We start from the raw sequence: 12574 nt of genomic DNA on the forward strand, positions 1-12574 counted from the left end.
GTATAGGTTGAGAGTATTCTGTTAACCTGCTTCACAGCATCCGCACCCCCAGCCTTTTATCTGTATCAGGTTAATGTCTTTTTCGTTTTCCGCGGCATCGCGCATTTCGCGAAGAAGCCTGATTATTCCGTCAAAGCCCCACAGCCCGGCGCCTTCTACAATGTTCACAAAGTGCGGAGTTCTGTTGAAAAATGCCGCTTTCTGCCCTACCGCAAGCACGTTTCTTTCGCCGTGCGGAAGAAACTGCGCAGCAGGATTGAGTGTGGAATATATTTTCAGCTGCGGCGCGCTTTTTTTCAGCCGTTCAAACGCCGCTCTGTCGCCTTCGGCGAACACGTTGCCGTAAACGCCCGTAACGTTGAAACCGTGCGCAAGCAGATATTCCGCAAATTCAAGCGGAAGCGGCACCGCCGTATAGTCTGTTTCAACAGGCATGTCTTTTACAATTTTCTTTGTTTCAAGCGCCTCTTTTTCGGTTTTTTCTTTCAGCTTTTCAACGTCGGGCATTTCACAGCCGAGAGTTTCCGCCGCAAGACGGAGAGAACTTTCAATTTTTGCGTAGTCAAAGCAGAGAGGAAGTATGAGAGCTTTCTGTCCGAGCCTTTCGCTCAGCGCAAGGTTTCCGCTGTCCGAATAAGGCATTGTGCTGATGTTTGCAACGCTTCCGCCCATGCTCTGAAATTCTTCGTAGGTTTTGCAGCTGCATACGTCCTTTATTTCATATCCCGCGTTTTCAAGCATCTGCACAAGCTCGCAGCTTTCCGGAAGCGCCTTTACGTTTCCGAGGATATTGACGCTTTTTACTTTTGTTTCCGGTTTAAGCAGGGTGTACATCTGCTTTCTCAAAAGAGGCTCTGCCTGCCCGACTGTCTTTCGCATTATGAGGTTCATATAGCAGTCTGCAAAGTCAACGTCAGGAAATTTTTTCCGCAGTTCGGAATAGACAAAATTTAAATCGCATCCAATGAAATTGTGTATACACGTTGTAAAAAGAAGCACGGCTTTCGGGCGTTTCGGAAGCTTTTCAAGTATGTCCGAAACACCGTCGATAATCAGCGCGTCTATCTTTCCGTCAATCAGATTTTTTTCTTCCACCGCTATCGTTGAGAAACGCTCCATACAGCCCATTTCGGCGGCGGTCAGGACAACTCCGCGAAGGCACGCCTGCGCCGCGGCGTAAATCTGATGGCTTTCGGGAACCAGCATTCCCACGTGGACGATATTCCAGTTGCCCCGCGCAGGCGGACTGTATTCAAGCGACGATTTGAAAGGCGCAGGGAACTGCGCTTCGGCTATATTCACGACAGCGTTTCTTTCGTTTAACGCCCTTAACATTTTATTCCCCTGCCTGTCTGTACTTTTCTCATTTTACATACAAAGAAGCCTTCGTAAAACTCTGTCGGCTTTACGCACAGAGCGCCGCTGATTTTTGACGGAAGAGAGGGTATTGTTTCCATGCCTTCAAATGATATGGGAACAATTTCAAATCCGCTGTCCAAAATTTTCAGCACATTGTCTTCGTTTTCGCTTTCAAGCACGGAGCAGGTGGAATAGACAAGTTCCCCGCCTTTTTTCACAAGCCCCGCCGCTTTTTTCAGCAGTGAAAACTGAAGCGCCGCGCTTTTTGAAACAAATTCCTCAGTGAAGCCTTCAGGCAGTTTTCCGCCGCTTAAATTCAGGATTCCGCTTCCACTGCACGGCGCGTCAAGCAGTACCTTGTCAAACGAAAGGAAATTATCAAGCCGCCTTGCGTCCTGCACCATTACGTACACGGAGTTTGCGCCCTGCCTTGCAAGGTTGAATTTAAGCTTTTCAGCACGGATTTTATTGCGCTCGCACGCCGTAACGTGAGCCTTGTTCGCCGAAAGCGCCGCAAGCTGCGTTGTTTTTCCCCCGGGGGCTGCCGCCATATCCAGTATGTCTTCACCTGCCTGAGGATTAAGAACTATCGGCGGAAGCATTGAGGAAAGGCTTTGCAGATATATTTTTCCTTCCTTGTATTCAGGAAGTTCCCATACGGCGCTTTCACGCGCATTTTTTAGAATGAACGCTTCCCTGCTCCACGCGGCATTCTCAAATTCAATTCCGGCTGACACAAGCGTCTGCGCAATTTCTTCCGCGCCGCTTTTCAGCAGATTGGCGCGGAGCGTGACGGCACGGTTACATGACAGACCGCTGAAAATTTCTCCGGCCGTTTCTTCCCCGTACTGTCGTTCAAGAATTTCGCGCAGAAATTCCAACCCCTCAACCCCTTGCAAAATGGCGTATATGCGCTAAACTGTACAGGTCAATTATACAGGAATAAGGAGATTTGAGACCATGAATTATGCTGAGGAGTCGCTTAAAATGCACGGACAGTGGAAAGGCAAGATAGAAGTCGTTTCCGCAGTAAAGCTTGAAACGAAAGAGGATTTGTCGCTTGCCTATACGCCCGGCGTCGCACAGCCGTGCCTTGAAATTCAGAAGGACGTGCAGAAAAGCTACGACCTGACGCGCAGACACAACCTCTGCCTCGTCGTAACCGATGGAAGCGCGGTGCTGGGGCTTGGAAACATAGGACCTGAAGCTGGAATGCCCGTTATGGAAGGAAAATGTGTGCTTTTCAAAACCTTCGGCGGCGTTGACGCTTTTCCGCTCTGCGTAAAATCAAACGACGTCGACGAAATAGTCAACACGATTTACATGATTTCGGGAAGCTTCGGCGGCGTTAACCTTGAAGACATCGCCGCGCCCCGCTGCTTTGAAATTGAAAAGAAGCTGAAAGAAAAATGCGACATACCCATTTTTCACGACGACCAGCACGGAACGGCAATAGTTACCCTCGCAGGGCTTATCAACGCTCTCAAGCTGACGGGCAGAACCAAAGATAACGTTAAAACAGTGATTAACGGGGCAGGGGCGGCCGCCATTTCTATTACAAAGCTTCTGTTAAGTTATGGCTTTAAAGACATTACGCTCTGCGACAGAAAAGGCGCTATATATGAAGGGCGCGACGGGCTTAACCCTGTCAAGGAAGAAATCGCGCATCTCACGAACAAAAACAGAACAGCCGGCGGACTTTTAGAAGCAGTCAAAGGCGCAGACGTGTTTATTGGCGTTTCGGCGCCGAACGTGCTTACGACGGAAATGGTGAAGACAATGGCGAAAGACTGCATAATCTTTGCCTGCGCCAATCCGACGCCGGAAATTTTCCCGGAAGACGCAAAAGCAGGCGGCGCGAAAGTCATCGCAACCGGCAGAAGCGATTATCCGAACCAGATAAACAACGTTCTCGCTTTCCCCGGCGTATTCAGGGGCACCTTTGACGTACGCGCTTCGGACATCAACGAAGAAATGAAACTCGCCGCCGCTTACGCAATCGCGAACCTTATTTCGGACGAGGAACTTAACGAAGATTACATTATCCCCGCTCCATTCGACAAACGCGTTGCGCAGACGGTCGCAAAAGCCGTTGCACAGGCAGCAAAAGACAGCGGCGTCGCAAGAATATAACTCATCATTGAGCAACATTCCGCGTTTTGATTGAACAATATTTTGGCGTTTGACTGAACAATATTTTTGAATTTCGTTGAGCAGTTTTTATATTAACGCAAACAAAAAGCCTTCGGTCTCCCGAAGGCTTTTTTCTTTCGTTCGTTTGTTTGCAATGTTATATCGCGGCTTTGCAGATTTCGATAAAGCTGCCGTATTTGAGCGAGGCGCCTCCGACAAGGACTCCGTCGATGTCCGGCTGTGCCATGATGTCAGCGGTGTTGTCAGCCTTGACGCTTCCGCCGTAAAGTATGAGAACGTTTTCGGCAAAGTCCGCGCCGTAAAGCTCTTTGACCGTTTCGCGCACAAATTTGCATATTTCTTCGGCGTCCGCAGGGGTTGCCGTTTTGCCTGTGCCTATTGCCCATACAGGCTCGTATGCGATTATGAATTTGTCCGCCGCAACCTGAACGCCTTTCATTCCTTCAACAAGCTGTGCCTTGATTACGTCAAACGCCGTGCCGTTTTCTCTTTCTTCAAGTGTTTCGCCGACGCAGTAGACAGGCGTCATTCCTGCATTGACCGCGGAAAGAAGCTTTCTGTTAAGGAATTCGTTTGTTTCACCGAATATGTGGCGTCTTTCCGAATGTCCGATCAAAACGTAATTTATTCCGAGTTCCTGAAGCATCGGTATCGAGACTTCACCCGTGAATGCCCCCGATTCCTTGTCGTTAACGTTCTGTGCACCGACAATCATAAGCGGGTCAGGTTTGCATTCAAGCGCTTTAGCAAGCGAGAGGAAGGGCGGGAAAACCGCAATCTGAAGCTGTTTGGTGCCGACTGCCCTGAAAAGCTTGTCGTCGTTTTCAAGCAGCGAGCCGAAGCCTTTCATGAAATCTTCGGCAGCTGATATTCCGTTGTTCATTTTCCAGTTTCCGGCTGCAAATATTTTTCTCATTTTTCTGCCTCCAAAAAATGCCCCTCTGCGCGGAGCATAAAATTACTCCTTATTAATTATGTAGGGCTCTATGCCGGGAAGCATTTTGCCTTCAAAGAATTCAAGGCTGGCGCCTCCGCCGGTTGACACGTGCGATACCTGTTTCGCGAAACCGAAAAGGGTGGCCGCCGCCGCCGAATCCCCGCCTCCGGCTATTGTCAAAGCGCCTTTTTCCGTCGCTTCGGCTATTGCCTTTGCCACCAGACGGGTTCCCTCCGCAAAAGCGGGCATTTCAAAAACTCCCATAGGGCCGTTCCAAAGCACCGTTTTTGCGTTGTGAATTATTTCCGTAAATTCGGCAACAGTTTTTGGCCCGATATCAAGCCCGATTTTGCTTGCCGGCATATTGTCGGCATCAACCGTTATGTAAGGTGAATCGGCTCTGAATTCGTCCGCAAAGATAAAATCCTTCGGCAGGACTATCTTTACGCCGAGTTTCTCCGCCTTACGGAGCATTTCCGCCGCAAAGCCGAGTTTTTCCGTTTCGCAGAGCGATCTTCCGATTTCGTAGCCGAGTGCCTTCATGAAGGTAAACGCCATTCCGCCGCCTACAAGCACGTAATCGGTCTTGTCAAGCATGTTCTCAACCACACCGATTTTGTCGGAAACTTTTGAGCCGCCCAATATAAGAACGTAAGGCTTCTCAGGCTTTTCGCACGGCGCGGAAAGCATAGTTATCTCTTTTGCCATAAGATGTCCTGCAAAGGAGGGAAGTATTTCCGTGAGAGCTCTCGTCGACGTGTGCGCCCTGTGCGCAACGCTGAAAGCGTCCATTACGTAGGCGCAGAACGGTGCTGCAAGCTTGCGCGCAAATTCCGGTGAATTTTTGCTTTCGTCGGCATGGAAACGCACGTTTTCAAGCATAAGTATTTCGTCAATCTGGGCGGCGACAGCGTCTTCAACAAGGGGACCTGTGCAGTCGCGCACAAAACGGACTTTAAAGCCTGAAATTTCGGCGAATTTTTCACCGACAGGCTTCAGCGAGCATTTTGGATCCGCAACGCCTTTAGGTCTTCCGAAATGAGACAGCAGGGAAACTCTCGCGCCCATATCTATAAGCGCTTTAATCGTAGGGATGTGCGACTCAAGGCGCGTAACGTCGGTTACCTGTCCGTCCTGCATTGGAACGTTGAAATCTACCCTTACAAGAACCTTCTTTCCTGCCACGTCAGACGGCGTGAAGGTTTTCAGCCGCATAATTTAGACTCCTTTTGAAAGTATATAATCCGCAAGGTCAACAACTCTGTTGCTGTATGCCCATTCGTTGTCATACCACGAGAGGATTTTTATCATGTCGCCCATGACGTAGGTGTGTTCAGGCGCAAACACCGATGAATTGGCGTCTCCGCAGAAGTCCATTGAAACCGTATCCTTTTCGGCATAGCCGAGTATGCCCTTGAGTTTGCCTTCCGAGTATTCTTTCATCGCCGCGTTGATTTCTTCGACCGTTGCCGGTTTTTCAAGCACGGCTGTCAGGTCTACAACGGAAACGTCCGGCGTGGGCACGCGCAGCGCAAAGCCGTTGAGTTTGCCTTTGAGTTCCGGCATTACGAGGGAAATGGCTTTGGCAGCCCCAGTCGTTGTCGGGACTATCGACAACGCCGCCGCACGTCCGCGGACAATTTTGGGGCGCGGTATGTCAAGAATGGCCTGGTCATTGGTATATGAATGAATTGTGTTCATAAGACCTTTGACAATACCGAATCTCTCCTGAAGCACCTTGCATACAGGGGCAAGGCAGTTCGTCGTGCAGGAGGCGTTTGAAACGATGCTGTGTTTCGCGGGGTCGTATATTTTCTCGTTGACGCCCATAACTATTGTCGCGTCTTCGTTTTTCGCAGGCGCGGAAATGATGACTTTTTTCGCTCCCGCTTCAATATGAGCCTTTGCCTTGTCGGCATCCGTAAAACGTCCGGTTGACTCTATAACGAGGTCAACGCCCATTTCCTTCCACGGAAGCTTCGCAGGATCCGGCTCCGCGACAGCTTTGATTCTCTGTCCGTTGACAACAAGCGTGTCGCCGTCGAGTTGGACGTCACCCTGAAATCTTCTGAAGGTTGAGTCGTATTTCAGCAGATACGCAAGCGTTTCGGGCGGTGTCAGGTCGTTGATCGCCACAATTTCAAAATTGTTTTCCTTACCGTTCGTAAAGAAAGCCCTGGTCGTAAGACGACCGATGCGTCCGAAACCGTTAATTGCAACTTTGTACTTTGTCATTGCCGTTTCACTCCCTGTTTGTTATTGGACGTAGCGTCCGTTAAATTTTAGTATGCTGTTTATTTGCTCTCAAGGTTCTCGTAAAGCACCCTGAGCATTTCGCCGTGAGCCATTGCGTTCAGAACGTCTCCGTGCGGTTTGTAGGGCATTGTGCCGTCAAAGAATTCAGCTATGCAGCCGAGACCTCCATGACGGAGATGTGAGCTGAACGGGCGTATGAACATCCACGCCACGCGCTTGTTTTCCGGATATGCTTTCGTATATGCCGTAATGAACTGTCCGAGAAGCCACGTCCATGCAGTTCCGCGGTAACGCGCCTTATTGAGCGTTTCCTCGCTGCCTTCGGCGCGGCCCTTGAATTTGTCGTCCTTCGGGTCAAGCGTGCGAAGTCCGTAGGTCGTGTAAAGCGCATCCCAGCAGACGCGGATAATTTTCTTAACAGCTTCTTCGGAAAGCGCCGTGTAAGGAAGCGATGCCGCAAGAATCTGGTTGGGGCGCACGCTTGAACTCTTTTCGGAACCATCTGCAAGTATCCAGTCGCAGAGGCATCCGTGCGCGTTGTCCCAGAACATTTTTTCAAATTCTGCCTTGAATTTGTCCGCCGTTTCCGCGTATTTCTTTTCTGCCGCGGAATCTCCGAGTTCTGCCGCATATTTCTCAGCCGTTCTGAGAGCGTTGTACCAGAGAGCGTTGAGCTCCACAAGGCAGCCTTTTCTCGTAACGACGTTTTTGCCGGAAACGACAGAGTTCATCCAGTGGCGCGCCGGATTTTCACTGTTGATGCTGAGGAACGCGCCTTTTTCAAACGTAAGGTCAAGCACTTCAATGCCCTGCATGTAACGGTCAGTTATATCCATAACGCCTTTTGCTATTTCGGCGTCCTTTGTGCCTTTAAGGTATTTCTCCGCGGCGTAAACAAACCAGAGACCATTGTCGGCGCCTGCGGTCGCAAGCTGTCCGTCTTCGGCGATGCGTTCCGGCATTACCGTGTCGTTTTCGCGGCATTTTTTAAGCCAGTCGTGCAGCGCGGATTCGACTATATCAGCCCGCCCCGTTGCAAGAGCAAGCCCCGGAAGTGCCACGAACGTGTCGCGCGAACGGCGCTCCGTCGAAGGATAGCCTGAATAAATCTTGGCGGGTTTGTCTTCTTTGTTGTCTATCAGATGATACGCGGCAACTATCATGTCGCATGCCGCCGTATTCGAAGGTTCAAAACTTGCTTTTTCGAGAAGTTCTGAGTAGCGTTCGGTTTCTTTGCGGAAAAATTCTTCCAGCTGCTCAGGCGTGTAATCCTGTTTTTCCCCGGACAGCACCATGAACGCGACGTCGCCTTCGTTCATTTCAAGCGTAAGCGTTCCAGGTGCCCAAAGGCTGTCGCCCGACGCGTTCTGAACGTCGTCCTGCTCGTACATAACGTTTTCAAACCAGAGAGGCTTTATTTCCCATTTGCCTTTTGTGGCAGTGCAGAAACTTGACAGCCCGCAGCCTTCAGCTTTAATCGTCTGTCCGCCGCTTGTCGCAACCGTGAAATCGTTCTGCTTGTATTCCGAACGTATTTCGGAGTTAAGCCTGTGCGCAAAAAGAGGGCGCAGTTCAAGCTGGATTTTCTGCGGGGCTGACACTGCTTCGTAACGGATTACCGTACAGGTTTCGCCCTGCGGCATAAATATTGATTTTTTAATAAATGTCCCGTGAATGACAAAAAGCATGTTCGGGAACGGATTGCCCTTGTATTCCTGTATGTAGCGGAAACCGTCAGGATAGACGAGATCCTTGTAACGGTTTGTGGAAAGCTGATATTTCTTGCCGTTTGACAAAACCGTTTCTTCGACTTTGCTTACAAGCACGGAATGACGCACTTCACCTGTCGGTCTTACGACCAGAAGCCCGTGCTCCCTTCTGGTATTTGCCCCTATGACCGTTGAGAAGCCGTAGCTTCCGAGTCCGTTGGAAACGAGAAATTCCCTTCCCGCTCCCTTTTCGTAGGTGTTGACGTCAACCTTCCCTAAGTACATTGGTACCCTCTCCCTTCAAGATTTGAGAAGCCAGTTTATAGATTTTCTTCCACCTATATTCTACCGTACTTTTGCCGATTGGACGTGATAATTTTTTGCCAAGTTCGCATAAAGTTGCTTCAGGATATTCTTTCCTAAGTCCAATCAGCTCTTTCAGAGCCTCCGGAAGCTTTCCGAAAGCGTCCTCTTCCTCAAGCCGTTTTATCAGCTGCAGCTGTTTTGCCGCTGTTTGAGCGGTTTTGCCTATGTTTGCCATGTCGCAGTTCATCATTCTGTTCTGCACATTCTGCGTTTCGCGCATTATTGATTTGTCTTCGAGAGCGAGAACAGTGTTCACACAGCCCGTCCAGCCGATAAAATCTACAATCTGCTGTCTGTCCCTGAGGATAATTTCCGTGTTGCTGTTTTTCGTCCGCACGGATGCGTTTATTTTAGCCAGCCACAGAAGCTCAAGCATCTCTTCTTCATGTCCGTTCTGCGGAAAACGCATTACAAGATAATAGCCTGTTTTCGGAATGTACAGGGAACCCGTACTTCCGAAAAAACCCCGTCCCCACGACCAGAAACGTTTTCTGCCGGCGTCAAAGCCTGACGCGCCGCTGCATATTTTTTCAATCGCCCTCCCGTGCACGAAGAAAAATATTTTCCCGTTCTGCTGACTCGAAACAAGCTTGATATCGTCTATAAAAATGCTTCTGTCCGCGGCAGCGATTTTTCCCCACAGCGCAAGCAGCCTTCTGTAGACAAAAAGTCTGGCAGTCTGAAACATTGCTCCTTCCGTCATTTCTGTCTGCGGCAGGCCGCAAAGTATGCCGTACATTTCGTCTTCGTACGGTCTGCAGGCTTTCACGCTGCTCCATTCATACCATAAATCCTTGTTGAGACTGTTCATCAGCCGCCTTTACGCTCTTTATACTCCCTGGCAAGCAGCATAATCGTTTCTGCAAGGTTCTGCGCGTTGTGCCGCAGATATTTTCCGTCTTTGACAGCGATATAATTGCCGTATATAACTTTTGTGCCGAGCGAACTGAGATATTTTTCCTCTTTTGCCGAAAGATAAAGCGGCTCAGCCCCTATCTTCCCGTAACGTTTCAGAAATTCCTCGGGCACGGGCGCCTGGTTTGCAAGCAGATAATCCGGAACAGAGCCTGTAACCCCAGCAATCCAGTCAACGTGGGCAAGGATGTTCATGCCTTCAGTTTCTTTGGGCTGCGTAACGAGATTTGCGATGTAGACAACAGGAACTCTTGTTTCACGCAGAAGCTCAACGATTTCTTTAAGCAGAAGATTAGGCATTACGCTCGTAAAAAGACTTCCGGGGCCCAAAACTACAAGATCCGCGTTTTTAATCGCTTCCTTGACCGCTTCGACAGGCTTTGCGGACGACGGCTCTATCCAAAGCTTTTCCAGACGGCTTCCGTTGTTTGAAATCTCAAGTTCCCCGCTGAGTTCTTCACCGCCTCGCGCAATGCCTTTGAGTTTAATATTCTCCGTAGTAACCGGCAGAACCCTGCCCCTTATCGCAAGCAGTTTATTAAGTTCTTCAACAGCGCGCTGAAAATCGCCTTTCAGCTCCGTAGCCGCAAGCAGCATTAAATTGCCGAGACTGTGTCCCTGCAGTTCGCCTCTGTCAAAACGGTAATTCAGAAGCGCGTTCAGCGAACTGTCGTTTTCCGCAAGGGCAACAATGCAGTTGCGTATATCACCGGGAGGCAGCATTCCCCATTCACTGCGCAGTCTTCCCGAACTTCCGCCCTCGTCGGTAACGGCGACAACCGCCGTTATGTTTCTCGTATAGGCTTTAAGTCCGGACAGAAGCGTTGAAAGACCGGTTCCCCCGCCTATGGTGACTATGTCCGGCATTGCGGAAGAATTCGCACCTATTGCATTTCCAATAATTTTGGCTTTGCCGAGCAGCATTTTTTTTGTCCTGCCGCGGAAAAGACGTGCGACAAGAACAGCAAGCAGCAGGGCAAGAACAAATCCGCACGCAAAAGCAGGCATTACCACAAATTCTCCTTGTTGATGTCCCTGTGGTTGACTACCACTTTATTGTCTCCGTTCGCAAGTTCTTCAGCAAGCTTCTCGCATACTGCGACAGACCTGTGTCTTCCGCCGGTGCAGCCAATTGCAATGTGCAGGTGTCTTTTGCCCGTGTTTCCGTAAACCGGAACTACGAAGGAAAGCATTGCCAGCGCTTTTTCTATAAAAGCGGCAAAATCACCGTATTTTGAAAAATATTCTTTCACTTCCGCGTCGCGTCCGGAAAGGTCATGAAGTTCGGGAACATAGTTCGGGTTCGGAAGGAAACGAACGTCAATAACGTAGTCGGCATCCTGCGGAATTCCGTTTTTAAAACCGAACGAACTGAGCAGAACAACGGTTTTTTCACGCGCGACACCAGCGATATCCAGCAGTTTGCTTTTGAAATCGCCGGTTGTCAGCTCGGACGTGTCTATAACCGCGTCGGCGCTTTTCTTTATATCAGCAAGCAGGGTTCGTTCCGCCGCTATACTTTCAAGCAGCGTGGAATTTTCCGAAAGCGGATGCCTGCGCCGCGTTGTTTCAAAACGTCTTACAAGTGTTGAATCGGCAGCATCCACATAGATAATTTTTAATGCTTCCATTTCGTTTCTGAGCACGTCAACAACCTTGTGCAAATCGTCAAGCAGTTTTTCCTCGCGCACGTCAACAACCGCCGCCACCCCGCAGGTGACTGCGGCCTGATTGTTCTCAAGAACGCTTATAAGCTGCGGAAGCAGGGTAGGCGGAAGATTGTCTATTGCATAATAACCCTGATCCTCAAAAACGGTCAGTGCGGAGGATTTTCCTCCTCCTGACATTCCCGTTATGATTACGCATTTTTTAACCTGGCTGTTTTCCATAAAATCAAGCCTCCAAGCATTCAGTCTGCATTTGAAGAATACTCCTTCGGGGGAAATACACTACTGAATTTCCACCGTATATACTTCGTAACCCTTGCTTTTCAGTTCGTCAGACAGTTTTTTCGTTTCCCCGCGGTCTGCCGAACCCTTCACACGCACTTTGCAGCACAAGGCAGAGTTTATCGTCTCCTCGGCAGCATATGCTGCATATCCCTGTTTTTTCAGCGTTTGAACATACTGCTCTGCATTCTTTTTGTCAGAAAAAACACCGATCTGGACGTCATAGCGCTTTGAAGCACCCTTTGTTTCCTTTTTGTCTGTCTTTGGTTCAGTTTTTTGTACCGGTTTCAAGGCAGTTTCTGTTTCTTTTTTTGGGACTGCTTTCTGCTGCGTATTCACAACAGCTTTTTGTTCCTGTTTTACTGCTGCTTTCTGCTCTGTTTTTACAGCACTTTTCTTCTGCTCCGTTTTGGAGACAGGCTGTTCTTTGACAACTGTACTCACGCTCTTTTTCTGCGCCGCAGGTTTATTCTTTGTTCCGGTATTTTCCGTTTTCTTTATTCTGCTTTCCGGCCGAGCGGTTTCAATCGTTTTCTTTACGGCTGTTTCCTCGGCGGAAACAGCTTTTGACGCCGATTTAACAGGACGCGCAGGAGCTATCGAAACATGCCCCAACTCTTTGCGGGTTTCGTTCTTTTTTTGTTTCTGCTCTTTCTTCACTGCAGGAATTTCAGGTTTATCCAGCGTTTCTTCCTGCGCTGCAGTTCGTTTTTCCGTTCTTTTGCGGATAATCTGCGTAATCTGACGGTCTTCCTGTTCTGCAATATCTTCCGTGCAGATTTCCGTAGGAGAATAGAAGAACAGCTTTATGCTGAAAAACAACAGAGCCAAGGCAACAAGGACAGCCAGCGGAAGAATGAACTGTCCGAAGGTAATCATTGTTTTTCCGCTCTGCAGCGTTTTGTCTTTTCTTGAAATCACCGTTTACA

Annotated in this window: 9 protein-coding genes and 1 pseudogene; 1 reads left to right on the top strand and 9 read right to left on the bottom strand. The window is 49.3% G+C overall.

Going from position 1 to position 12574, the window contains the following annotated elements; all coding sequences use genetic code 11:
- Positions 1 to 21: 21 nt before the first annotated feature.
- Positions 22 to 1335, bottom strand: a complete 1314-nt coding sequence (locus KBS54_06220; GenBank protein MBQ0055720.1) for a nitrogenase — start codon at positions 1333 to 1335, stop codon at positions 22 to 24.
- Positions 1329 to 2240, bottom strand: a complete 912-nt coding sequence (locus KBS54_06225; protein MBQ0055721.1) for an RsmB/NOP family class I SAM-dependent RNA methyltransferase — start codon at positions 2238 to 2240, stop codon at positions 1329 to 1331. The genes KBS54_06220 and KBS54_06225 overlap by 7 nt, the downstream gene beginning before the upstream one ends.
- 79 nt (positions 2241 to 2319) lie before the next feature.
- Here KBS54_06225 and KBS54_06230 point away from each other — a divergent pair, with 79 nt between their 5' ends.
- On the top strand, positions 2320 to 3492 hold the full coding sequence (locus KBS54_06230) for an NAD-dependent malic enzyme (protein MBQ0055722.1): 1173 nt from the start codon (positions 2320 to 2322) through the stop codon (positions 3490 to 3492).
- A gap of 157 nt (positions 3493 to 3649) precedes the next feature.
- On the opposite strand, the pseudogene KBS54_06235 reads toward KBS54_06230, so the two are convergent.
- The 7 genes and pseudogenes from KBS54_06235 to KBS54_06265 all read right to left on the bottom strand — a co-directional run bounded on the left by KBS54_06235 (position 3650) and on the right by KBS54_06265 (position 12566).
- A pseudogene (locus KBS54_06235) lies at positions 3650 to 5665 on the bottom strand (triose-phosphate isomerase).
- 3 nt (positions 5666 to 5668) lie between these two features.
- Positions 5669 to 6685, bottom strand: a complete 1017-nt coding sequence (gap, locus tag KBS54_06240; GenBank protein ID MBQ0055723.1) for a type I glyceraldehyde-3-phosphate dehydrogenase — start codon at positions 6683 to 6685, stop codon at positions 5669 to 5671.
- Between the two features lie 59 nt (positions 6686 to 6744).
- Entirely contained in the window at positions 6745 to 8700 is a 1956-nt protein-coding gene (locus KBS54_06245; protein MBQ0055724.1) for a glycogen debranching enzyme N-terminal domain-containing protein, read from the bottom strand.
- Positions 8681 to 9592, bottom strand: a complete 912-nt coding sequence (gene whiA / locus KBS54_06250) for a DNA-binding protein WhiA (GenBank protein ID MBQ0055725.1) — start codon at positions 9590 to 9592, stop codon at positions 8681 to 8683. Before whiA ends, KBS54_06245 begins: the two co-directional genes overlap by 20 nt.
- Positions 9592 to 10704: a YvcK family protein gene (locus KBS54_06255; GenBank protein MBQ0055726.1), complete on the bottom strand. Its 1113-nt coding sequence runs from the start codon at positions 10702 to 10704 to the stop codon at positions 9592 to 9594. Before KBS54_06255 ends, whiA begins: the two co-directional genes overlap by 1 nt.
- Positions 10704 to 11585 carry an RNase adapter RapZ gene (rapZ, locus tag KBS54_06260; protein MBQ0055727.1) on the bottom strand — a complete coding sequence of 294 codons (882 nt, stop codon included), beginning with the start codon at positions 11583 to 11585 and terminating at the stop codon, positions 10704 to 10706. The genes KBS54_06255 and rapZ overlap by 1 nt, the downstream gene beginning before the upstream one ends.
- 60 nt (positions 11586 to 11645) lie before the next feature.
- A complete protein-coding gene (locus KBS54_06265) occupies positions 11646 to 12566 on the bottom strand; it encodes an SPOR domain-containing protein (protein MBQ0055728.1) in 921 nt (306 codons plus the stop codon).
- Positions 12567 to 12574: the final 8 nt, after the last annotated feature.

The organism is Candidatus Equadaptatus faecalis, assembly GCA_018065065.1.
GTDB classification, from domain to species: Bacteria; Synergistota; Synergistia; order Synergistales; family Synergistaceae; genus Equadaptatus; species Equadaptatus faecalis.